The organism is Janthinobacterium aquaticum (assembly GCF_009208565.1).
Classification (GTDB): domain Bacteria; phylum Pseudomonadota; class Gammaproteobacteria; order Burkholderiales; family Burkholderiaceae_D; genus Janthinobacterium.
Genome location: NZ_WFLK01000005.1, coordinates 156,105 through 179,362, shown reverse-complemented (window position 1 = coordinate 179,362; position 23,258 = coordinate 156,105). Strand labels below are relative to the sequence as shown.

Genomic DNA, 23,258 nt, shown 5'->3' with positions numbered 1-23,258 from the left:
TAATGGACGCATGTTTTCTGAGGAGTATGAAATGAATGCTGTCGCTGAAATGCAAGATGTGATTCCATCGCCGATCATCTTTACCGATAGCGCTGCTGAAAAAGTCGCGCAACTGATCGAAGAAGAAGGCAATCCCGACCTGAAACTGCGCGTCTTCGTGCAGGGCGGCGGCTGCTCCGGCTTCCAGTACGGTTTCACCTTCGATGAAATCGTCAACGAAGATGACACCACCATGGTCAAGAACGGCGTGCAACTGCTGATCGACTCGATGAGCTACCAGTATCTGGTCGGCGCAGAGATCGACTACAAGGACGACCTGGAAGGCGCGCAGTTCGTGATTAAAAACCCAACAGCTACTTCGACTTGCGGCTGCGGTTCGTCTTTTTCCGTATAAAGCAGGTAAAACAGTCGCGTAGGTCGGATTAGCCGGAACGGCGTAATCCGACAAACACCTGCAAGAAGAAAATAGCGGATCCATGGATCCGCTATTTGCGTTTCGGCGTAGCGTCAATGCGGATACAGCGCGCCCAGTATGCGCAGGCCGCGCGCGCCCGTCACCGCCGGCAAATTGCCCGGCTTGCGCTGGGTAAAGCGCCAGGCCAGCCAGGCAAAAGCCAGCGCCTCGACCTGGCCGGGCGCCACGCCCAGCGCCTCGGTCGAGGTCACCGTCTTGCCTGGCATGGCCTGCGCCAGGCGCTGCATCAGGCTGGCGTTATGGGCGCCGCCGCCGCATACATACACGGTTTGTGCCCCGGCGCCGTCGCGCAGTATGGCTTGCGCCAGGCTGGCGGCCGTCAGTTCGGTCAGCGTGGCCTGCACGTCGGCCGGCGCGATGGCGGGAAATGCCGCCAGCTTGGCCAGCAGCCAGTCGGCATGGAACAGGTCGCGTCCGGTGCTTTTCGGCGCCGGCAGCGCAAAATAGGGTTCGGCCAGCATGGCCGCCAGCAGGCCGGCATGCACGCTGCCGCTGGCGGCCCAGGCGCCGTCCTTGTCATAGTGCTGCCCCATATGCTGCAGCACCCAGCCGTCCATCAGAGCATTGCCAGGGCCGGTATCGAAACCGGCAACCGCGCCATCGGCATGCAGCACGCTGATATTGCTGATGCCGCCGATATTGGCCAGCACGCGCGTCTGGCCAGGCTGATTGAAGATGGCCTGGTGAAAGGCCGGCACCAGCGGTGCGCCCTGGCCGCCGGCGGCCACATCGCGGCTGCGCAGATCGGCCACCACATCAATGCCGGTCAGTTCGGCCAGTAGCGCCGGGTTGTTGAGCTGGCGCGTAAAGCCCAGTTCCGGGCGATGGCGGATGGTCTGTCCATGGGCGCCGATGGCCGCTACCGCGTCGGCGCCGATGCCGGCCTGGGCCAGCAGCTGCGCCACGCACTGCGCATACAGGCGCACGACCTGGTTGGCCGCCAGCGCCTCGCGTTCGATTTCATTGTGCCCTGCTGCCTGCAGCGCCATCAGGTCCTGCCGCAGCTGGGCTGGAAAAGGCACATGGGCGTCGCCCAGGCTGCGTAGCTGTTCACCGGAGGCGTCGAGCAGGGCGCCGTCCACGCCGTCCAGGCTGGTGCCGGACATCAGGCCGATATACAGCATGTGATTCTCCTCACGAAAGTATTGCAGATAAAACAAAGGCACCGGCCGTTGAAACGGGCGGTGCCTTGTACTTGCCCACCCAAGAGGGCGGGGCAGTATGCTTAGCGTGCAGCCAGTGCCGTGTCGTTCGGACGCAGCAGGGTAAAGCGATGCATCATGTCGGCCGAAACCATGCGGAAGCGCGACAGTTCGGCTGGCGTCAGCGGGGCTTGCGCCATCACGTTGAGCTTGGCCGGATCCTGCGCCACGCCGCCAACGCGGAATTCATAGTGCAAGTGCGCGCCGGTCGACCAGCCGGTGGTGCCGACGTAGCCGATCACATCGCCCTGGCTGACCTTCTGGCCTTTTTTCAGGCCGGAAGCAAAGCGGCTCATGTGAGCGTACGCGGTGCTGTAGTTGGACCAGTGTTTCAGTACCACTACATTGCCATAGCCATTTTGCATGCCGACCGAATCGACTACGCCATCGCCCGAAGCGCGGATCGGCGTGCCGGTCGCGGCAGCAAAGTCGATGCCTTTATGCTGTTTCCATTGACCGGAGATCGGATGGCTGCGCATCGAGAAACCGGACGAAATGCGCGAGAATTGCAGTGGGGATTTGAGGAAAGCTTTTTTGAGGGCCTTGCCGTCGAAGCTGTAGTAGCCGCCGCCTTGCTTGGTGGCCGGGTCTTCAAACCAGACCGACTGGAACGTCTTGCCGCGGTTGGTGAATTCACCAGCCAGAATGCGGCCCGCTCGGACAAATTCGCCGTCTTGCCAAAATGTCTCGTAGACCACATTGAACGAGTCGCCGCGCTTGACGTCGGAGCGGAAGTCGATATTGGTGGAGAACATTTCCACGATCTGCGCCGAAATCGTGTCTGGCAGGCGGGTGCCGTCCAGGCTTGAATCGGTGGCGGCAAACAGGGTCGAGGTAATCTTGCGTGCGTGCATTTCTACGCGGCGTTCGAGCTGGGCAGCTACTTCGCTGGCCACGAACTTGTCGCCCTTGCGGGTGATCATGATGTTCTTGACCGACTTGTCGGTGCCGTCAACCATGGTGGCGCGCAGCCAGTTCAGTTCGCCGTTTTCGGTGGTCTGTGCCTGCACGCGTTTGCCCGTTTTCAGCAGCATCACATTGCGCGCGACCTTGTCGGTCTTGATGAAGTTGGCCGCGGCCGCATCATCGACGCCAAGGCGTGTCAGCAGCGTCGCCAGCGTATCGCCAGCACGGACTTTTTCTTCGTGGGTGAAATTCTGGTCGACCTGTTCCAGCGCGGTGATTTGCGAGGACAGATCCGGCATTTCCAGATTCTGGTCAATCGAACGGACCGGCAGGTCCGACGCATCAGGGGCCATAGGCGCCACAGCGACAGCGCCAAAAGCAACCATCGTCAGCATGACCGCGGACGCGCCGACGATACGTGCTTTGCGACTGGTCGCCAGCTGGGTGTACAAGTGTGAGCTTGTGATTTTCTGTATAGGGTTCATGCAATCAGTTAAAATTTGCCCTTGAACGCTTCGTGAACTAGTGTCCTTTTTTATTGTTATTTTGGTGCGTTTTCATGCGGCAAGATTGATGGAATCGAGCATTATATCAAATTCTGCTACTTACTACTACATTTAAGATTTTATGGATATTAATACATCATCTGCTAAGGGGCCTAACGCACAGACAGCGTTGCCGCTGTCCGATAGAGTACAAGAAGCGCTTGCCATTACCAAGCGCGGCGTTGACGAACTGTTGATCGAAAGCGAATTTGCGCAAAAATTAGCGCGCTCCGAACAGACCGGCGTACCGCTGCGCATCAAACTGGGTCTGGACCCGACCGCTCCCGACCTGCATCTTGGCCACACCGTGGTGCTGAACAAGATGCGCCAGCTTCAAAACCTCGGCCATCAGGTGATTTTCCTGATCGGCGACTTCACCTCGATGATCGGCGATCCATCGGGCCGCAACGTCACGCGCCCACCGCTGACCAAAGAACAGATCGAGATTAACGCGATGACGTATTTCGCGCAAGCTTCTTTGGTGCTCGACGCCAGCAAAACCGAAATTCGCTATAACTCCGAGTGGTGCGATCCGCTGGGCGCGCGCGGCATTATCCAGCTCGCTTCGCACTACACGGTCGCGCGCATGATCGAGCGCGACGACTTTACCAAGCGCTTCCAGGGCGGCGTGCCGATCTCCGTGCATGAATTTCTATACCCGTTAATGCAAGGCTACGACTCGGTCGCGCTGAAATCGGATCTGGAGCTCGGTGGCACCGACCAGAAGTTCAATCTGCTGGTCGGGCGCGAGCTGCAGAAGCAGTATGGTCAGGAACAGCAATGCATCCTGACCATGCCGCTGCTGGAAGGGCTGGACGGCGTGGAAAAAATGTCCAAGTCGAAGAACAACTACATTGGCATTACCGAACCGGCCAACACCATGTTCGCCAAGGTGATGAGTATTTCGGACGTGATGATGTGGCGTTATTACGAGCTGCTGTCGTGGCGCTCGATTGCCGAACTGGCGCTACTCAAAAGCGAAGTCGAGGGCGGGCGCAATCCGCGCGACGCCAAAGTGGCGCTGGCGCAGGAAATCGTCGCGCGTTTCCACTCGCAGCAGGCGGCCGAAGAAGCGCTGGCCGACTTTGTCAACCGTTCCAAGGGCGGTATTCCGGATGACATTCCTGAGGTCACGCTGGCCGGTGCACCGCTGGCCATTGCCCAGTTGCTCAAGCAGACCGGCCTGTGCCCTTCCGTATCGGAAGCAACCCGCATGATCGACCAGGGCGGCGTGCGCATCGACGGCACGGTGATTTCCGACAAGGCCTTGAAAGTGGACGCCGGCGTGCTGGTGCTGCAAGTTGGCAAGCGCAAGTTTGCGCGCGTCACCTTGAGCGCATGATTGCGCTGCTGCAACGCGTGACGCAAGCGAAGGTGGAATTCGATGGCGCCGTGATTGGCGCCATCGACAGCGGCCTGATGGTGCTGGTCTGCGCCGAGCGTGGCGACACCGAAAAGGAAGCCGATGCCCTGTTGGCCAAGCTGCTGTCGTACCGCGTCTTTGCCGACGAGGCCGGCAAGATGAACCGCAGCGTGACCGACGTGGCCGGCGGCTTGCTGCTGGTGCCGCAATTTACGCTGGCGGCCGACACCAAATCGGGGACGCGCCCATCCTTTACGCCAGCGGCCAGTCCGCAGGACGGCCTGCGCCTGTTCAGTCATTTCGTCGACCAGGCGCGCAGTCGCCATGCGCTGGTGCAGACGGGCCAGTTTGGCGCCGACATGCAAGTGTCGCTGACCAATAACGGGCCGGTCACGTTCTGGCTACAGGTCAATGCCAAGCCGGCCCAGCCACAGGCATCGCCGTGAAACTCTGGATTAAAAAGGCAACATGAGTACCACGATTCTATTGATACGCCACGGCGAAACGGCCTGGAATGCGGCGCGCCGCCTGCAGGGCCATATCGATATCGCACTGAATGACACCGGCCTGCAGCAGGCGCAGGCGCTGGGGCAGGCGCTGGCCGGTGCACCGTTGACGGCCGTGCTGGCCAGCGATCTGCAACGCGCGCAGCAAACGGCGCGGGCCGTGGCCGACCTGCATGGCTTGCCCGTGCAGACCGATGCACAGTTGCGCGAGCGCTGCTACGGCGCCTTTGAGGGCTTGCTGTACAGCGAGATTGCGGCGCGCTATCCGCATGAGTATGCACAGTGGCAGGCGCGCCAGATCGACGCCGTGATGCCGTCCGGTGAGCGCCAGGCAGAGAGCTTTCGCCAGTTCTACCAGCGCACCAACGCTGCCATTGCGCACTGGGCGCGCCAGTATGACGGCCAGACGATTGCCATCGTGGCCCATGGCGGTGTGCTTGAATGCGCATACCGCGAGGCGGTTGGCATGAGCCTGGAAAGCCCGCGCGATTTTGCCGTGAAAAACGCCAGCGTCAACCGGTTTTCCTACGCCGATGGCAGTCTGCATCTGTTGCATTGGGGTAATGTCGAGCATCTGGCGGCGCCTGCGATGGACGAGCTTGGATAGCAAAGGCGCCGCTCCTGGCGCAAGCGCCTGAAAAATAGTGCTTATTATTTAGGCAGGGAATCGGTTAAAATAGCAGGTTCCCCCGTTCTTTCAGGTTCCCTCAGTGCAAATCGGTCCTCACATTCTGCGTAACAACGTTTTCGTCGCTCCCATGGCCGGGGTGACGGATCGGCCGTTCCGCCAGCTGTGCAAGCAACTGGGCGCCGGCTATGCCGTTTCCGAGATGGCGGCCTCCAATCCGCGCCTGTGGGCGACCGAAAAAAGTTCGCGCCGCACCGACCACGACGGTGAAATGGAACCGAAAGCGGTGCAGATTGCCGGCGCCGATCCGCAGGACCTGGCCGACTGCGCCAAATTCAATGTCGACCGTGGCGCGCAGATTATCGACATCAATATGGGCTGCCCGGTGAAAAAGGTCTGCAACAGCTGGTGCGGCTCGGCCCTGCTGCAAAACGAAAGCCTGGTTGAAAAAATATTGCACGCGGTGGTGTCGGCCGTCGATGTGCCAGTGACACTGAAATTTCGCACCGGCTGGAACCGCGAAAACAAGAATGCGCTGACGATCGCCCGCATCGCCGAGCAGGCCGGCATCCAGATGCTGACCCTGCACGGGCGCACGCGCGCCGATGGCTACAAGGGCGATGCCGAATATGAAACGATCGCCGCCGTCAAGGCCTCGGTCGGCATACCGGTGGTGGCCAATGGCGACATCACCAGCCCGGAAAAGGCGCGCTACGTGCTCGACCAGACCGGCGCCGACGCCGTCATGATCGGCCGCGCGGCGCAGGGGCGGCCGTGGATCTGCCGCGAGATCGACCATTTCCTGCGTACTGGCACCTTGCTGCCGGCCCCGTACGTGGACGAAGTGCGCACGCTGATGGACGAGCACCTGCGCGCCCACTATGCGTTTTATGGCGAATTTCTCGGTGTGCGCACGGCGCGCAAGCATATCGGCTGGTATGTGAAAGACCTCGAAGGCGGCGAACAATTCCGCCAACAAATGAATCTGCTGGAATCGACGGACGCGCAATTGCTGGCGGTCGATCAATTTTTTGAGTCGCAATGGAAGTTCGGCGAACGGTTACAATACCGCCTCTCCCAAGATGACAAGAGCGGCCTGGAAGTGGCCACGGCAGTATAGAAAGGCGCAAGCCTCAACATCATGCAGCGCGCAGCAGGCGCCAGACATATCAAGAAGCAGGTTGAATCATGAGTAAAGAAAGCATACAGGAAGTCGTTCAGAAGAGTCTGGAAGATTATTTCAATGACCTGGGCGAGCAGCAAGCATCGAATATCTATGACATGGTCGTGCTGACCGTGGAAAAGCCCATCCTCGAAGTCGTGATGACGCGCGCCGATGGCAACCAGTCGCATGCCGCGCAAATGCTGGGCATTAACCGCAACACGCTGCGCAAGAAACTGCAGGAGCACGGCCTGCTGTAAGGCCGGCGTGCAAGTGACGCCAAGATTTGAATTTTCCACAGCGCCAGGTATTGCTGCGCGCTGCGCATTCGCCAAGAACACTTAACCACCTAGCCACAGCCATGATCAAACAAGCCCTTATTTCCGTATCCGACAAGACCGGTGTGCTCGACTTCGCGCGTTCCCTGTCCGCCCTCGGCGTCAATATCCTGTCGACCGGCGGCACCGCCAAGTTGCTGGCCGATAACGGCGTGCCGGTCACGGAAGTAGCCGACTACACGGGTTTCCCGGAAATGCTCGATGGCCGCGTCAAGACGCTGCATCCGAAAGTGCACGGCGGCATCCTGGCGCGCCGCGATTTTCCCGAGCATATGGGCAAACTGGTCGAGCATGACATGCCGACCATCGACATGGTGGTGGTGAACCTGTATCCGTTCCAGGGCACGGTAGCCAAGGCTGACTGCACCTTGGAAGACGCGATTGAAAACATCGATATCGGCGGCCCGACCATGCTGCGTTCGGCGGCAAAAAACCACAAGGACGTGGTGGTCATTTGCGACCCGACCGATTATGAAGTGGTGCTGGCCGAAATCAAGGCTGGCGATACCGCCGGCGACGTCAGCTATGACACCAAATTCATGCTGGCCAAGAAGGTCTTTGCCCACACCGCGCAATACGATGGCGCCATTACCAACTACCTGACCAGCCTGGGCCCGACCAAGGTTCACGCCGAGCGCGGCGCCTACCCGCAGATTCTCAACGTGGCGTTTGAAAAAGTACAGGACATGCGCTACGGCGAAAACCCGCACCAGAGCGCTGCGTTCTACCGCGACCTGGCGGCAACCGATGGCGCGCTGGCCAATTACCGCCAGCTGCAAGGCAAGGAACTGTCGTACAACAATATCGCTGACGCCGATGCGGCCTGGGAATGCGTGAAAAGCCTGGGCGGCTTCGAGCAAAGCGCTGCCTGCGTGATCGTCAAGCACGCCAATCCATGCGGCGTGGCGCTGGGCACTAACGCGGCCGAAGCGTATGCGCGCGCGCTGCAGACCGATCCGACCTCGGCCTTTGGCGGCATTATCGCCTTCAATACCGAACTCGACGGCGCCACTGCCGGCGAGATCGCCAAGCTGTTCGTGGAAGTGCTGATCGCCCCGTCATTCTCTGCAGAAGCGAAACAAATCCTGTCGAGCAAGCAGAACGTGCGCATGCTGGAAATTCCGCTGGGCGCCGGCGTCAATGCGATGGACTTCAAGCGCGTCGGTGGCGGCCTCTTGGTACAGTCGCCGGACGCGAAAAACGTGGCCATTGGCGACCTGCGCGTGGTGACCAAACTGAAACCATCGCCACAGCAGCTGATCGACCTGATGTTTGCCTGGAAAGTGGCGAAATTCGTCAAGTCGAACGCGATTGTTTTCTGCGGCGGTAATATGACGCTGGGCGTGGGCGCCGGCCAGATGAGCCGTATCGACTCGGCCCGCATCGCCTCGATCAAGGCGCAGAACGCTGGCCTGAGCCTGGCCGGTTCGGTGGTGGCGTCGGACGCTTTCTTCCCGTTCCGCGACGGCCTCGATGTGGTGGTGGACGCTGGCGCGACCTGCGTAATCCAGCCGGGCGGCTCGATGCGCGACCAGGAAGTGATCGATGCAGCCGATGAGCGTGGCGTCGTCATGCTGTACACCGGCACCCGTCATTTCCGCCACTAAAATCGCGTTGATCGCGTTGATCGCGTAGGTCGCGTAGGTCGGATTAGTCCGCAGGACGTAATCCGACAACACTGTTGCGCCGGCATACACCACGGCAGGCCCCAGTTATCCACTTGGGCCTGCCGTATTCATTATAAAATCTGGCGATGATTATTCTCGGCATCGATCCTGGCTTGCGCACTACCGGCTTCGGGGTGATTGAAAAACACGGCAGCAAGCTGCGCTATATTGCCTCTGGCACGGTCAAGACGGCGTCCGAGGGCGATTTGCCGCCGCGCCTGAAGATTATTTTGCAGGGTGTGGGGGAAATCGTCGCCACTTATCGGCCGACCTGCGCGGCCATTGAAAAAGTCTTTGTCAACGTCAATCCCCAATCGACCTTGCTGCTGGGCCAGGCGCGCGGTGCGGCCATTTGCGCGCTCGTGCATGCCGACCTGTCGGTGGCCGAATATACGGCGCTGCAGGTCAAGCAGGCCGTGACCGGGCACGGCAAGGCGGCCAAGGAGCAGGTGCAGGAAATGGTTGCGCGCCTGCTGTGCCTGCCTGGCCTGCCCGGCAGCGATGCTGCCGATGCGCTCGGCGTGGCCATCTGCCATGCCAACAGCGTCGACACCTTGGCCATGCTGAGTTCACTGGCGCCGCAACTGCAGGGCCTGCGCATGAAGCGCGGCCGGCTGGTTGGCTAATCGCTGCACCAATACGCTACACTGCCAGTCAACCATAGGAATCCATCATGATAGGCCGTCTCTCCGGTATTTTGCTTGAAAAAAATCCGCCCCAATTGCTGGTCGATTGCCAGGGCGTCGGCTATGAAGTCGATGTGCCGATGAGCACGTTTTACAACCTGCCCAATGTGGGCGAGAAAGTCGTGCTGTTTACCCACCAGGCGATCCGCGAAGACGCGCACCTGCTGTTCGGTTTCGGCAATGCGGCCGAGCGCGTGGTGTTTCGCCAGCTGATCAAGATTACCGGCGTCGGTGCGCGCATGGCGCTGGCCATTCTGTCGGGCATGACGGTAGCCGACCTGGCGCAGGCGATCACCCTGCAGGACTCGGGCCGGCTGGTCAGAGTGCCTGGCATCGGCAAGAAAACTGCTGAGCGCCTGCTGCTGGAACTGAAGGGCAAGATCGGCGCCGATCTGGGGCCGCTGAGTGCACACGCAGCGCCGGATGCGCAGTCCGATATCCTCAACGCCCTGATGGCGCTGGGCTATTCGGACAAGGAAGCGCTGGCCGCCGTCAAGAACGTGCCGGCAGGTACCGGCGTGTCGGACGGCATCAAGCTGGCGCTGAAAGCGCTGTCGAAAGGCTAACGGGAACACGGCATGAGTATCCAGACCGATATCTTTACGGAACAGCGCATTATCGATGCAGCGCCGATCTCGCATAACGAAGAAGCGATCGAGCGCGCCTTGCGCCCCAAGCAGCTCGACGAATATGTAGGCCAGGAAAAAATCCGCGACCAGCTGGAAATTTTCATCACGGCGGCGCGCCAGCGCCAGGAAGCGCTCGACCATACGCTGCTGTTCGGCCCGCCGGGCTTGGGCAAGACCACGCTGGCGCATATCATTGCGCGCGAGATGGGCGTGAACCTGCGCCAGACTTCCGGCCCGGTGCTGGAACGCCCGGGCGACCTGGCGGCCATCCTGACCAACCTCGAAGCGAACGATGTGCTGTTTATCGACGAGATCCACCGCCTCTCGCCGGTGGTCGAGGAAATTCTGTACCCGGCGCTGGAAGACTACCAGATCGACATCATGATCGGCGAAGGCCCGGCGGCGCGCTCGGTCAAGCTCGATCTGCAACCGTTTACGCTGGTGGGCGCCACCACGCGCGCCGGCATGCTGACCAATCCGCTGCGCGACCGCTTCGGCATCGTGGCCCGCCTGGAGTTCTATAACACCGCTGAGCTGACGCGCATCGTCACGCGCAGCGCCGCACTGTTGAAAGCGCCGATCGATCCCGATGGCGCGCAGGAAATTGCCCAGCGCGCGCGCGGCACGCCGCGCATTGCCAACCGCCTGCTGCGCCGCGTGCGCGACTTTGCCGAAGTCAAAAGCAATGGCGAGATCACCAAGGTGGTGGCCGACCGCGCGCTGGCCATGCTCGACGTCGACTCGGTCGGCTTTGACGTAATGGACCGCAAGCTGCTCGAAGCGGTGCTGTTCAAGTTCGGCGGCGGCCCGGTCGGTATCGGCAACCTGGCAGCGGCCATTGGCGAAGCGGCCGACACCATTGAAGATGTGTTGGAGCCGTATCTGATCCAGCAGGGCTTTTTGCAGCGTACGCCGCGCGGACGCGTCGCCACGCCGGCTGCCTATCTGCACTTCGGCGTGTCCGCGCCGCGCCTGAATCCGAGCGGCGAAGCATGGACGCTGTAAGCGAAGTCGCCGGCCAGCCGCCCATGCAGATCTGGGTCGACGCCGACGCCTGCCCGGGCGTGATCAAGGAGATTTTGTACCGCGTGGCCGAGCGCTTGCAGTTGCAGGTGACGCTGGTGGCCAACCAAGGCCTGCGCGTGCCGCCATCGCGCTTTGTGCGCACCGTGCAGGTACCGTCGGGACCGGATGTGGCCGACCAGGAAATCGTGCGGCTGTTGCAGCCTGGCGACCTGGTCATTACAGGCGATATTCCGCTGGCATCCGACGTGCTGAAAAAAGGCGGCTACGCGCTCAACCCGCGCGGTGAGTTCTACACGGTGGACAATATCGCCCAGCAACTGACCATACGCGCCTTTATGGAAGAGCTGCGCAGCGGTGGCGTCGATACCGGCGGCCCGCCCGCCTTCAGCCAGGGCGACCGCCAAAGCTTTGCCAACAGCCTGGACCGGCATTTGCAGAAATACCGGAGCCGGCATAGCGGTAGGTCGGATTAGGCCCTTCGGGCCGTAATCCGACAATGCCGCACACGTCAACAATGTTGTCGGATTACGCCTGGCTTTGCCAGGCTAATCCGACCTACTCCTCCCGCACCCACGTCTGCGAGCGCCCGAACATCGGCACGCCCACATAGCCGCGCACTTGCAGCTTGGTGCCGCCATCGGTCAGTTCAGCCTTGCTCTTGTAGACCTTGCCGGTGGCCGGGTCGGTGATTTCGCCGCCGGTCCATTCCTTGCCGTCATATTTCAGGCCCGACAGCATGACCATGCCGATAATCGGCTGGTCTTTCCGGGCGTCCTTGCAGCTGACGCACTTGGGGTTCTGGTCTTCGTCCGGGCCACGGAACAGTTTTTCGATTTTGCCCTGCAGGACGCCATTCGACTCCGTAATGACCACCAGCGACTTGGCTTTGCCGGTGGTGTCGTCGATGGTTTTCCATGTGCCGACCGGGGTCAGGTTGTCGCCGCGTGCGGCGGCGCTGCCGCCCATGGCCAGGGTTGCCAGCATGAGGCTGGCCGAGAGGGTGGTTTTCAATACAGTACGCATCGCTAGTCTCCTATTGGTTTTTTACTTGTTACGCGAACAGCTACGATACCAAGGCAAGACCAGCGATGATGCGCGGCGCGCCAGGGCGCCGCGCCATCTTTCCAAACTTGCCTATGCGGGCAGTTTAGCAAACTGTTCGCGCAGTTTTTCTATTGTGGCTGAAAAACTGAGCAAGCGCTCGTTTTCTTGCGCAACCACCGCAGCAGGCGCACGCGCGACGAAGCTCTCGTTGCCCAACTTGCCATTGACCTTGGCAATCTCGGCTTCGATACGGGCGATTTCCTTGCCCAGGCGCGCACGTTCGGCTACCACGTCGATTTCCACTTTCAGCATCAGCTTGGTGGTGCCAACGATGGCCACCGCTGCCGGCGAGTCCGGCAGGGCGTCGACGATCTGCACTTCGGCCAGCTTGCCCAGCGCCTGGATATACTGGGCGCACGAAGTCAATGCGGCTTTTTCAGCAGCATTGCCCGCTTCGACGATCAGCGGCACGCGCAGCGACGGAGCGATTTGCATTTCGCCGCGCAGGTTGCGCGTGGCGTCGGTCAGGGCTTTGAGTTGCTGCATCCACGCTTCGGCGCCTTCGTCGATCAGGCCGGTGTTGGCGATCGGGTAGGACTGCATCATGATGGACACGCTTTCGCCTTCGGCCTTGGACACCTTGCCGGCCAGCGGCGCCACGCTTTGCCACAGCGCTTCGGTGACAAACGGAATCACCGGATGGGCCAGGCGCAGCACCACTTCCAGCACGCGCAGCAGCGTGTGGCGGGTGGCGCGTTGCTGGCCTTCGCTGCCGTGCTGGATTTGCACTTTGGCTACTTCCAGATACCAGTCGCAATATTCGTCCCACACGAACTTGTAGATGGCGGCGGCGATATTGTCGAAGCGGAAGTCTTCAAAGCCCTTGGCCACGTCCAGTTCGGCGCGCTGCAGCAGCGAGATGATCCACTTGTCGGCCTGCGACAGGTCGGCATCGTTGGCGCTGCAATCGTGGCCTTCCGTATTCATCATCACGAAACGGGTGGCGTTCCACATCTTGTTGCAGAAGTTGCGATAGCCTTCGCAGCGACCCAGGTCGAAGTTGATATTGCGACCCAGCGAAGCGTAGCTGGCCATGGTAAAGCGCACCGCATCGGTACCGTAGGCAGCGATGCCTTCCGGGAATTCCTTGCGCGTGGCCTTGGTGATTTTTTCGGCGTCGCGCGGGTTCATCAGGCCGGTGGTGCGCTTGACGATCAGGTTTTCCAGGTCGATGCCGTCGATCAGGTCGATCGGGTCGAGCGTGTTGCCTTTCGACTTGGACATTTTCTGTCCGGTCGAATCGCGCACCAGGCCATGCACGTAGACGGTCTTGAACGGCACCTTGCCGGTAAAGTGCGCGGTCATCATGACCATGCGCGCCACCCAGAAGAAGATGATGTCAAAACCGGTCACCAGCACCGACGATGGCAGGAAGGCCTGCATGTCCGGCGTTTCTTCCGGCCAGCCCATGGTCGAGAACGGCACCAGCGCCGACGAGAACCAGGTGTCGAGCACGTCGTCGTCGCGCTTGAGCGCACCGGTGCTGCCGGCAGCCTGGGCCTTGGCTTGCGCTTCGGCTTCGGTCTTGGCCACGAAGATATTGCCGGCGTCGTCGTACCAGGCCGGGATCTGATGGCCCCACCACAGCTGGCGCGAGATGCACCAGTCCTGGATATTGTTGAGCCACTGGTTGTAGGTGGTGCTCCAGTTTTCCGGTACGAACTTGATTTCGCCAGTGGCGACTTTTTCCAAAGCCACTTCGGCAATCGACTTGCCCGGATTGTAGGTGCCTTCCGGGGCCGGTTTGCTCATGGCAACGAACCACTGGTCGGTCAGCATCGGCTCGATCACCACGCCGGTACGGTCGCCGCGCGGCACCATCAGCTTGTGCGGCTTGACCTGTTCCAGCAGGCCTTGCGCATCGAGGTCGGCCACGATCTGCTTGCGCGCAGCAAAGCGGTCCATGCCACGATACGCTTCCGGTGCGTCGTCGGTAATTTTTGCGTCCAGGGTCAGGATCACGATCTGCGGCAACTTGTGGCGCTGGCCAACCGCATAGTCGTTCATGTCGTGCGCCGGCGTGATCTTCACGCAGCCTGTGCCGAAGGCCTTGTCGACATATTCGTCGGCAATCACCGGGATTTCGCGGTCTGTCAGTGGCAGCTTGAGCATTTTGCCGACGAGCGCTGTATAGCGCTCGTCGGTCGGGTCAACCGCCACGGCCACGTCGCCGAGCATGGTTTCAGGACGCGTGGTGGCCACCGTCAGGGTGCCGCTGCCGTCAGCCAGCGGGTACTTGATGTACCACATCGAGCCGTCTTCTTCTTCCGACACCACTTCCAGGTCGGACACGGCCGTGCCCAGCACCGGATCCCAGTTGACCAGGCGTTTGCCACGGTAGATCAGGCCCTGCTCGAACAGGCGCACGAACACATCGGTCACCACTTTCGACCGTGGCTCGTCCATTGTGAAATATTCGCGCTTCCAGTCGGCCGAGGCGCCCAGGCGGCGCATCTGGCCGGTAATGATGGAACCTGATTTTTCTTTCCACTCCCACACTTTTTCCACGAACTTCTCGCGGCCCAGGTCATGGCGCGAAATTTTCTGCGCGTCGAGCTGGCGCTGCACCACGATCTGCGTGGCGATGCCTGCGTGGTCGGTACCGGGAACCCAGGCGGTGTTCTCGCCCAGCATGCGGTGATAGCGCGTCAGGCCATCCATGATGGTCTGGTTGAAGGCATGGCCCATGTGCAGGGTGCCCGTCACGTTCGGCGGCGGCAACTGGATGCTGAAGCTCGGTTTTCCGGCATCGAGGGTGGCGCTGTAGTAACCGCGCGATTCCCACTCGTTGCGCCAGAATTGTTCAATGTCGGCAGGCTCGAAAGACTTGGCTAATTCCATGATTTGGCGTGTGTTTGGCAAAAGAAACCATTATAAATGACTGGCTCTGTCCTGCACTGCGGCAAGGGCCATTTTTGCCGGTTTTACTGGCCTGGCGCGCCGCCGGCGGCCTATCGAACGCGGAATAATGTTGCACCGATGCTATACTGTCGCCCTCTCTGCCGCATTCGATTGCATCGGCAGTGCCTGATGCGGTGCAGCTTTATCCAGCTCTCGCCCGTCAGATGCCAGGCGTCCGTGACGCCGGCGCCTTGCTGGCCCCTGTTGGCCAGCTTCACGCGCACCGCCAGCGGTGCACCATTCACGGCGAATGTGCCGGCCTCGAAGGCCGCGTCGCCATTGCTTAGCCAGGATCGTTGATCTGGCCCGTCGTTGATCGATACGGCAATGCTGCCTGGCCTCTCAGTGCCGGTGGCAGCGCCATGGCCGCCAGCGTTCCCGGTTTCGCCTCATAAGGAAACCACCATGAAAAAAATCTGTCTTGCGCTTGCCACGATGGGCGTGCTGCCCGCTGCTGTTGCCCAATCATCCGTGCAGGTCTACGGCCTGATGGATGCTGCAATGGTACAAGAGGGCGGCCTGAGCAAGCTGACCAGTGGTGTCTCGGCCGGCTCGCGTCTCGGTTTTCGCGGTACCGAAGCGCTCGGCCAGGGCGTTGACGCGGTATTCACGCTCGAAGCGGGCCTGTTGACCGATACCGGCCGCTCCGACCAGGCCGGCCAGCTGTTTGGCCGCCAGGCTTTTGTCGGCCTCAATGGCCCGCTGGGCATGCTGACCGTGGGCCGCCAGTACAACCTGCAAAGCCAGGCGCTGACCGATGTGTCCGATCCTTTCGAGGGCGGCATGGCGGGTGCTTCGACCAACGTGGCCGGCTACTCGGCCACCCGTATCGACAATACCGTACGCTACAGTACGCCCGAGTTTCGTGGCCTGTCGGCAACCATCCAATACGGCTTTGGCGAAAAATCGGGCGCCGCCGGCGACCAGCGTTCGCTGGGTCTGGGCTTGGGTTACGTCAACGGGCCGCTGACGCTGCGCCTGGCGCGCCAGAGCCGGGGCGGCGAAGCCGGCCGCGCCGACGCCAACAACACCTACCTGGCTGCCAACTACAACTTTGGCGTGGCCACCGCCTTTGGCGGCTATGGCCGCAATACGGGCGAGGGCAGCTCGATGTTCTTTGCCGACAATCCTTACGGCGCACCGGTGGCACCAACTGTTTCGACCGACAGCCGCGATGCCATAGTCGGTGTGTCGGTGCCGCTGGGCGCAGCAACCTTGTTGGCGTCGGTGGTGCGCAAGGATGACCGTAATGCCGCCAACCGCGATGCGCAGCAGCTTGCCATCGGCGCCACCTATGCCTTGTCCAAGCGCAGCAAGATCTATATGGCGTATGCGCATATCCGCAACCACAACGGCGCCGCCTATATGGTCGGCAACGCCACGGACGTGGGAACGGGCAACCGCGCCTTCAACCTGGGGCTGCGGCACGCCTTCTAAGCCGCTATACTTGTCTTGCGCTATTCCGGCGTTTTTTCAGGAGCATGCATGAACAAGTCCACGTCGCCCAAATACTGGTTTCCCGCCAAGAGCTATGGCTTTGGCTGGGGCCTGCCGATTACGTGGCAGGGTTGGCTGGTGTTCCTGGGAGCGCTGCTGCTGTTTGCCTGCGGCGCTTTCCTGTTCCCGCCGCAGCAGATGCTGGTTGCCTATATCGTCTATGAGGTGGCGGTGTTTGCGCTGCTGCTGTTCATTTGCCAGCGCAAGGGCGAACCGACGCGCTGGCGCTGGGGCAAAAAGTAAGAGTTTTTCAAGATAAATTCAATAATTTCAAGTTAACTGGCTAATTTGCCTGATAAATTCAGATATATGAAGTTGTAGATGGCGTGTTGTTTGACGTTTAAATGCTAATATATTGAAATTATCAGCCTTATTTGGGGATAACTTCAGAATGATGGATTTTACGTTTGCCAGTCCGTCGGAGCTGGGCAAGGAGATGGCGCGGCGTATCAAGATGCAACGCATGCGTCTCGATATCTCTCAGCCTGAACTGGCGCTGCGTGCGGGGGTGGCGCTGGGGACGGTGTCCGGTTTTGAAAAAACCGGCAAGGCCACGCTTGAAACCGTGTTGCGTCTGATTGTTTCCCTGGGCCTGACAAAAGAACTCGAACCGCTGTTTTTGCAGAAACCGATGTCGATCAGGGAGCTGGAACAGACCAGCATGCCGGTTCGCCAACGCGTTACGCGAAAAAAGATGTCATGAAAAAGCTCGATGTGCATTTTTGCGGATGGGGGCAAAACTGGCACCTTGGGACCCTGGCCCATGAAGGACGCGTGCTGTTATTTGAATACTCCGATGAGGCGCTGCAGCGTGGCGTGGAGTTGTCGCCCATTTATCTGAAGCTGCGTCAAGTTGCCTATGTGGGTTTTCCCGGCACGCAAGACTATTTGCCGGGACTGATAGCCGATGCATTGCCTGATGGCTGGGGCCGGATACTGATGGACCGTTGTTTCCAGAAAGTTGGGCGCAATCCGGCCGGCATCTCGCCGCTTGAGCGTCTGGCGTTCATCAGTGATCGTGCAATGGGCGCGCTACTGTTTGCCCCGCCCGATGAACTGAGCCATGACCCCGAATATCAGGACTTGCGGGTGCTGGCCGAGGGCGCCCAGGTGGTGCTGGCCGGCCATGAAACGACGATCCTGGAGCAACTGGCGCTGACAGGCGGCTCACCGCACGGCGCACGGCCGAAGGTACTGGTTCAGTACGATATCGCCACAGGCCAGGTCAGCACTGACCGGGTGGCGCCAGGTGCGCCATGGCTGGTCAAATTCCAGGCCCAGGGAGAAGTAAAGGAGGTCTGTGCCATCGAGATGCTTTACGCCACGATGGCAGAGCGGTGCGGCCTGGACATGCCCGCCACCCACTACTTTGACCTGACGCCGAAGCTGGCCGGTTTTGGCATTGCGCGCTTTGATCGTCAAAACGGCATGCGGGTACCAACCCTGAGCCTGGCCGCGCTGCTCGACGATAATTTCCGCCTGCCGACACGCGATTATGAGGTGTTGCTCAAAGCAACAAGAGCGCTCACCAGGGATGAGCGGCAAGTGAAGAAGGCGTTCGAACGATGCGTGTTCAATGTCGTTTTTAATAACCGGGATGACCACACCAAAAATTTCGGTTACGTGATGAGCCAGTCGATGCAGTGGCAACTGGCGCCGTGCTACGACCTGACGTACAACGTCGGTGCGGGCGGTGAGCATCAGATGACGATCAGCGGTGAAGGTCGCAATCCGGCGCGCGAAGATTTGCTGGCGCTGGCAAATGCAGCCGATCTGCCGCTGGCATGGGCTGGCCACACGATCGAACGGATCGCGGCCGTGGCCGGGACGTTCGCCACCCATGCACGCGGAGCCGGTATCAGGCCGGCCACGCTGCGCACCATCAAAAACGCGATCGAAGCGAATCGCAAGCGCATGGCCTGAACCGGACCGGCATCGGCAGGCATTACCATTTTAAAAAATAAGGCTTATAATTGGCCCGCTGCCGCAAGGCGGCAAATGCTAGGGGTCCTGCACCGGCGGTGAAAACCGTCGGATGTGGGTGAGAAATACCCTCTGAACCTGATCTGGATAATGCCAGCGAAGGGAAGCTCAGGCTGCTGCACACCCATGCTCCATCTGTCATTGCGTGGAGGTGCACACCCGAATCTCCTTGGCTGGCTCCAGGCTATACCGAGCCAAGCCAAGGAGCCACATGAACGCCCAGCCGCACTTTCTTTCTGCTACCGCCACGGTCGACCAGGCCGCGATCGCACCACTACCAAATTCCCGCAAGATCTATGTCACCGGCAGCCGGCCTGATATTCGCGTGCCGATGCGCGAGATCAGCCAGTCCGACACCCAGGCGTCGTTCGGTGGCGAAAAAAATCCCCCCATCTACGTCTACGATACCTCCGGCCCCTATACCGACCCTGACGTCGCCATCGATATCCGTTCGGGCCTGGCCACGCCGCGCCTGGACTGGATACGCGAACGCGGCGACACCGAAGAGCTGTCCGGCCCGACTTCCGATTACGGCCGCGCGCGTCTGGCCGATGCGAAGCTGGCCGAACTGCGCTTCAATCTGCAGCGCAAGCCACGCCGCGCCTTGCCGGGCAAGAATGTAACGCAGATGCATTACGCGCGCCAGGGCATTATCACGCCGGAAATGGAGTTCGTGGCGATCCGTGAAAACATGCGCCGCCAGCAGTATCTGCAGCAGCTGCGCGAGGCCGGTGCCATGGGCGCACGCCTGGCCGATGTGATGGGGCGCCAGCATCCGGGGCAGTCGTTTGGCGCCAGCATTCCTCTGGAGATCACGCCCGAGTTCGTGCGCGAGGAAATTGCCCGGGGCCGTGCCATTATTCCGGCCAATATCAATCACCCGGAATCGGAACCGATGATTATCGGGCGCAACTTCCTGGTCAAGATCAACGCCAATATCGGCAATTCGGCCGTCACCTCGTCGATCGGCGAAGAGGTGGAAAAGATGACCTGGGCCATCCGCTGGGGCGGCGACAATGTGATGGATTTGTCGACCGGCAAGCATATCCATGAGACGCGCGAATGGATCGTGCGCAACAGCCCCGTGCCGATCGGCACCGTGCCGATCTACCAGGCGCTGGAAAAGGTCAATGGCAAGGCTGAAGATTTAACTTGGGAAATATATCGCGATACCCTGATCGAGCAGGCCGAGCAGGGTGTCGACTATTTCACCATCCATGCCGGCGTGCTGCTGCGCTATGTGCCGCTGACAGCCAAGCGCCTGACCGGCATCGTCTCGCGCGGCGGCTCCATCATGGCCAAGTGGTGCCTGGCGCATCATCAGGAGTCGTTCCTTTATACGCATTTTGAAGAGATCTGCGAGATCATGAAAGCGTATGACGTGGCCTTCTCGCTGGGCGACGGCCTGCGCCCTGGCTCGATCTACGACGCCAACGACGAAGCGCAGTTGGGCGAGCTGAAAACGCTGGGCGAGCTCACGCAAATTGCCTGGAAGCACGATGTACAGGTGATGATCGAAGGCCCCGGCCATGTGCCGATGCAGCTGATCAAGGAAAACATGGACCTGCAGCTCGAACAGTGCGGCGAGGCGCCGTTCTATACGCTGGGGCCGCTGACCACCGATATCGCCCCTGGCTACGACCATATCACGTCGGGCATCGGCGCGGCCCAGATCGGGTGGTACGGCACGGCCATGCTGTGCTATGTCACGCCCAAGGAGCACCTGGGGCTGCCCAACAAGAACGACGTGAAAGACGGCATTATTACCTACAAGATTGCCGCCCATGCGGCCGACCTGGCCAAGGGTCATCCGGGCGCGCAGATACGCGACAACGCCCTGTCCAAGGCACGTTTTGAATTTCGCTGGGACGACCAGTTCAATATCGGCCTGGACCCGGACAAGGCGCGCGAATTCCACGATGAAACCTTGCCCAAAGATTCGGCCAAGGTGGCCCACTTCTGTTCGATGTGCGGCCCGCATTTCTGTTCTATGAAGATTACCCAGGAGGTGCGCGACTACGCGGCTGGCATTGGCTTGGCCGACGAGCAGGCGCTGCAGCAGGGGATGCAGGTCAAGGCGATTGAATTCATCAAGGACGGCGCCGAGCTGTATCGCAAGCTGTGATCGACATTACGCTGAACGGCGCGCCCCATGCAGTGCCGGCTGGCCAGACACTGGCTCAACTGATCGAAACCCTGCAGCTGCAGCATCAGTCGCTGGCGCTGGCCGTCAACCGCAGCGTGGTACCTCGCCAGCTCTGGCCTGCGCGCATGCTGGTGCCACAGGACCAGGTCGATATCGTGCGCGCCATCGGCGGCGGCTAATGGCGGCTAATTCATAACAGGAAAAAATATGCAAAACCCGAACGACCTGCTGACCATTGCAGGCAAACAATATCAATCGCGCCTGCTGGTAGGCAGCGGCAAATACCGCGACCTGGCGCAAACGCGCGAGGCCACCGATGCGGCCGAGGCCGAGATCATTACGGTGGCGATTCGCCGCGTCAATATCGGCCAGGACCCGAACGCACCGAGCCTGCTCGATGTACTGCCGCCAGACCGCTACACGATCCTGCCCAATACGGCCGGCTGCTATACGGCAAAAGACGCCATTTACACGCTGCAACTGGCGCGTGAGCTGCTCGGTGGCCACAAGCTGGTCAAGCTTGAAGTGCTGGGCGACGAGAAGACGCTGTTCCCGCATATGCCGGAAACGCTGGTGGCGGCCGAGGCGCTGGTGAAAGACGGCTTTGACGTGATGGTGTACTGCAGCGATGATCCGATCCAGGCAAAAATTTTAGAGGACATCGGCTGCGTGGCGGTAATGCCGCTGGCCTCGCTGATCGGCTCGGGCATGGGCATACTGAACCCGTGGAATCTGTCGCTGATTATCGAGCAGGCCCGCGTACCCGTGCTGGTCGACGCCGGTGTCGGCACGGCCTCGGATGCGGCCATTGCCATGGAGCTGGGCTGCGACGGCGTGCTGATGAATACCGCGATAGCCGGCGCGCGCGATCCGGTGCGCATGGCCCACGCCATGAAGCTGGCCGTGCGGGCAGGGCGCGAAGCGTATCTGGCCGGGCGCATGCCGCGCAAGTTTGCCGCATCGCCATCGTCGCCGATGGCCGGCCGGCTGGCGTGACGGTACCTCGCTTGCCAACGGTGCTGGTGTTTGCCGGCCTTGACCCTTCGGGCGGCGCCGGGATTGCAGCCGATATCTTGGCCATTGCTGCGCAGGGCGCGCATGCGTTGCCGGTGATCACGGCTTTGACCGTGCAGGACAATAACCGCGTGCACAGCGTCCATCCGGTAGAGCCCGAGCTGGTGCGCCGGCAGGCGCAGGCGCTGATCGATACGGTGGCCATCGCTGCCGTCAAGATCGGCATACCGGGCAGCGCCGCCAATGCTGTGGCCATTGCGCAGCTGATCGTGCAGTTGCGTGCTGGCCAGCCGGCCTTGCCGGTAGTGCTCGACCCGGTGCTGGCCAGCGGCCATGGCGACCTGTTATGCCGCGACGATGCGGTACTGGCGCTGGCGCCGCTGCTGGCAGTGGCTACCGTGATAGTACCGAACGGCCCGGAAGCGGCCAGCCTGGCCGGCACGCTTGAGGCGGCAGCGCAAGCGGCGTATCTGCAGGCGCAGGGCTGCCGCGATGTGTTGATTACCGGCGGCCATGGCGAAGGCGAAACCGTGCTGAACCGCTGGTTCGAGCAGGATGGATGCCAGCAGGACTGGCGCTGGCCGCGCCTGCCTGGCCAGTTCCATGGCAGCGGCTGCACGCTGGCGGCCAGCATCGCCGCGCGCCTGGCGCAGGGCGACGCCATGTCCGAAGCGCTTGATGCTGCCCAGCGCCATTGTTATGCCGCGCTCAGCAGCGCTTACGCCATTGCGCCGGGGCAGTTGATACCGCAGCGCCTGGCCATACTTTTATAAGGAACAGACGATGCGCGGACTTTATCTGGTCACGCCCAACTGGGACGACACCGAACAACTGCTGGCCGTGACGCAGCAGGCGCTGCAGGCTGGCGTAGCGCTGCTGCAATACCGCCACAAGAGCGCCGATGCGGCCCTGCGCCGCAGCCAGGCGACAGCGCTGCTGGCGCTGGCGCGCCGCCATGGCGTGCCCCTGATTATCAACGACCATCTCGACCTGTGCGAGGAGCTGGACGCCGATGGCCTGCATGTGGGTGGCACCGATATGACGGTGGCCGAAGCGCGCGCGCGGCTGGGCCCGGGCAAGATCGTCGGCGCCTCATGCTATGGCGAGCTGGCGCTGGCGCATGCAGCCCAGGCGGCCGGCGCCAGCTATGTGGCCTTTGGCGGCTTTTATCCTTCGCAAGTCAAGCAGTATCCGGTGACCACGCCGCCAGACATCGTGGAGCAGGCCAGGTGCGAGCTTGCCGTGCCGGTGGTGGTGATCGGCGGCATGACGCCGGACAATGCGGCGCCGCTCGTTGTGCGCGGCGCCGACATGGTGGCGGCAATCAGCAGCGTGGTGCAGGCCAGTGATGTGGTTATTGCAGTGCGGAAATTTAACGCCTTGTTTTGACGGCGGACCAGTGCTGCTGGCGTCCGTGGTTTTACGAAAAAGTCGGCTTATAATGAGACCATATTTTATTACCACTGACTAACTAAGAGGT

General features: G+C 61.0%; 24 protein-coding genes and 1 riboswitch. Of the genes, 20 read left to right on the top strand and 4 right to left on the bottom strand.

The window, feature by feature from the left end; all coding sequences use genetic code 11:
• Positions 1–31 precede the first annotated feature (31 nt).
• Positions 32–394, top strand: coding sequence for an iron-sulfur cluster insertion protein ErpA (gene erpA, locus GCM43_RS10625; protein WP_029496047.1), 363 nt, complete (start codon positions 32–34; stop codon positions 392–394).
• A gap of 113 nt (positions 395–507) precedes the next feature.
• On the opposite strand, the gene GCM43_RS10620 is transcribed toward erpA, so the two are convergent.
• Together GCM43_RS10620 and GCM43_RS10615 are read right to left on the bottom strand one after the other, a co-directional pair.
• A complete protein-coding gene (locus tag GCM43_RS10620; protein WP_152244000.1) occupies positions 508–1,599 on the bottom strand; it encodes an anhydro-N-acetylmuramic acid kinase in 1,092 nt (363 codons plus the stop codon).
• Between the two features lie 101 nt (positions 1,600–1,700).
• Complete coding sequence (locus GCM43_RS10615) at positions 1,701–3,068, bottom strand: M23 family metallopeptidase (protein WP_152243998.1); 1,368 nt, start codon at positions 3,066–3,068, stop codon at positions 1,701–1,703.
• 142 nt (positions 3,069–3,210) lie between these two features.
• On the opposite strand from GCM43_RS10615, the gene tyrS reads away from it, so the two are divergent.
• From tyrS to GCM43_RS10565, 10 genes are all read left to right on the top strand, one after another.
• Entirely contained in the window at positions 3,211–4,470 is a 1,260-nt protein-coding gene (gene tyrS / locus GCM43_RS10610) for a tyrosine--tRNA ligase (protein ID WP_152243996.1), read from the top strand.
• A complete protein-coding gene (gene dtd, locus GCM43_RS10605) occupies positions 4,467–4,937 on the top strand; it encodes a D-aminoacyl-tRNA deacylase (RefSeq protein ID WP_152243994.1) in 471 nt (156 codons plus the stop codon). Before tyrS ends, dtd begins: the two co-directional genes overlap by 4 nt.
• A 22-nt stretch (positions 4,938–4,959) precedes the next feature.
• The gene (locus GCM43_RS10600; protein ID WP_152243992.1) at positions 4,960–5,604 is read left to right on the top strand and encodes a histidine phosphatase family protein; all 645 of its coding nucleotides are present in this window, start codon (positions 4,960–4,962) and stop codon (positions 5,602–5,604) included.
• A 103-nt stretch (positions 5,605–5,707) separates the two neighbouring features.
• Positions 5,708–6,745 carry a tRNA dihydrouridine synthase DusB gene (gene dusB / locus GCM43_RS10595; protein ID WP_152243990.1) on the top strand — a complete coding sequence of 346 codons (1,038 nt, stop codon included), beginning with the start codon at positions 5,708–5,710 and terminating at the stop codon, positions 6,743–6,745.
• A 68-nt stretch (positions 6,746–6,813) separates the two neighbouring features.
• Positions 6,814–7,047 (top strand): helix-turn-helix domain-containing protein, encoded by a 234-nt coding sequence (locus GCM43_RS10590; RefSeq protein WP_008445162.1) that lies wholly within the window; start codon positions 6,814–6,816, stop codon positions 7,045–7,047.
• 101 nt (positions 7,048–7,148) lie between these two features.
• A complete protein-coding gene (purH, locus tag GCM43_RS10585; protein ID WP_152243988.1) occupies positions 7,149–8,732 on the top strand; it encodes a bifunctional phosphoribosylaminoimidazolecarboxamide formyltransferase/IMP cyclohydrolase in 1,584 nt (527 codons plus the stop codon).
• A gap of 146 nt (positions 8,733–8,878) precedes the next feature.
• Complete coding sequence (gene ruvC / locus GCM43_RS10580; RefSeq protein ID WP_152243986.1) at positions 8,879–9,418, top strand: crossover junction endodeoxyribonuclease RuvC; 540 nt, start codon at positions 8,879–8,881, stop codon at positions 9,416–9,418.
• A 47-nt stretch (positions 9,419–9,465) separates the two neighbouring features.
• Complete coding sequence (gene ruvA, locus GCM43_RS10575) at positions 9,466–10,044, top strand: Holliday junction branch migration protein RuvA (protein WP_152243984.1); 579 nt, start codon at positions 9,466–9,468, stop codon at positions 10,042–10,044.
• A 12-nt stretch (positions 10,045–10,056) separates the two neighbouring features.
• Positions 10,057–11,112 carry a Holliday junction branch migration DNA helicase RuvB gene (ruvB, locus tag GCM43_RS10570; RefSeq protein WP_152243982.1) on the top strand — a complete coding sequence of 352 codons (1,056 nt, stop codon included), beginning with the start codon at positions 10,057–10,059 and terminating at the stop codon, positions 11,110–11,112.
• Positions 11,113–11,135: 23 nt separating this feature from the next.
• Positions 11,136–11,606: a YaiI/YqxD family protein gene (locus GCM43_RS10565; protein WP_152244227.1), complete on the top strand. Its 471-nt coding sequence runs from the start codon at positions 11,136–11,138 to the stop codon at positions 11,604–11,606.
• An 82-nt stretch (positions 11,607–11,688) separates the two neighbouring features.
• On the opposite strand, the gene GCM43_RS10560 is transcribed toward GCM43_RS10565, so the two are convergent.
• Both GCM43_RS10560 and GCM43_RS10555 read right to left on the bottom strand, forming a co-directional pair.
• Positions 11,689–12,156 carry a DUF2147 domain-containing protein gene (locus tag GCM43_RS10560; protein ID WP_152243980.1) on the bottom strand — a complete coding sequence of 156 codons (468 nt, stop codon included), beginning with the start codon at positions 12,154–12,156 and terminating at the stop codon, positions 11,689–11,691.
• 111 nt (positions 12,157–12,267) lie between these two features.
• Positions 12,268–15,078 carry a valine--tRNA ligase gene (locus tag GCM43_RS10555; RefSeq protein WP_152243978.1) on the bottom strand — a complete coding sequence of 937 codons (2,811 nt, stop codon included), beginning with the start codon at positions 15,076–15,078 and terminating at the stop codon, positions 12,268–12,270.
• Between the two features lie 465 nt (positions 15,079–15,543).
• On the opposite strand from GCM43_RS10555, the gene GCM43_RS10550 reads away from it, so the two are divergent.
• The 9 genes from GCM43_RS10550 (at position 15,544) to thiE (ending at position 23,167) form a co-directional block, all read left to right on the top strand.
• Positions 15,544–16,575, top strand: coding sequence for a porin (locus GCM43_RS10550; protein ID WP_152243976.1), 1,032 nt, complete (start codon positions 15,544–15,546; stop codon positions 16,573–16,575).
• A gap of 48 nt (positions 16,576–16,623) precedes the next feature.
• Entirely contained in the window at positions 16,624–16,878 is a 255-nt protein-coding gene (locus GCM43_RS10545; protein ID WP_152243974.1) for a hypothetical protein, read from the top strand.
• Positions 16,879–16,990: 112 nt separating this feature from the next.
• On the top strand, positions 16,991–17,338 hold the full coding sequence (locus GCM43_RS10540; protein ID WP_152243972.1) for a helix-turn-helix transcriptional regulator: 348 nt from the start codon (positions 16,991–16,993) through the stop codon (positions 17,336–17,338).
• Positions 17,335–18,558: a type II toxin-antitoxin system HipA family toxin gene (locus GCM43_RS10535; RefSeq protein WP_152243970.1), complete on the top strand. Its 1,224-nt coding sequence runs from the start codon at positions 17,335–17,337 to the stop codon at positions 18,556–18,558. Before GCM43_RS10540 ends, GCM43_RS10535 begins: the two co-directional genes overlap by 4 nt.
• Positions 18,559–18,628: 70 nt before the next feature.
• A riboswitch (TPP riboswitch) is annotated at positions 18,629–18,740 on the top strand.
• Between the two features lie 89 nt (positions 18,741–18,829).
• Positions 18,830–20,743 carry a phosphomethylpyrimidine synthase ThiC gene (gene thiC, locus GCM43_RS10530; RefSeq protein ID WP_152243968.1) on the top strand — a complete coding sequence of 638 codons (1,914 nt, stop codon included), beginning with the start codon at positions 18,830–18,832 and terminating at the stop codon, positions 20,741–20,743.
• Complete coding sequence (gene thiS / locus GCM43_RS10525; protein WP_152243966.1) at positions 20,740–20,943, top strand: sulfur carrier protein ThiS; 204 nt, start codon at positions 20,740–20,742, stop codon at positions 20,941–20,943. Before thiC ends, thiS begins: the two co-directional genes overlap by 4 nt.
• Positions 20,944–20,971: 28 nt before the next feature.
• Positions 20,972–21,760, top strand: coding sequence for a thiazole synthase (locus GCM43_RS10520; protein ID WP_152243964.1), 789 nt, complete (start codon positions 20,972–20,974; stop codon positions 21,758–21,760).
• Entirely contained in the window at positions 21,757–22,551 is a 795-nt protein-coding gene (gene thiD, locus GCM43_RS10515; RefSeq protein ID WP_226929431.1) for a bifunctional hydroxymethylpyrimidine kinase/phosphomethylpyrimidine kinase, read from the top strand. The genes GCM43_RS10520 and thiD overlap by 4 nt, the downstream gene beginning before the upstream one ends.
• 10 nt (positions 22,552–22,561) lie before the next feature.
• Positions 22,562–23,167 (top strand): thiamine phosphate synthase, encoded by a 606-nt coding sequence (thiE, locus tag GCM43_RS10510; protein WP_152243962.1) that lies wholly within the window; start codon positions 22,562–22,564, stop codon positions 23,165–23,167.
• Positions 23,168–23,258: the final 91 nt, after the last annotated feature.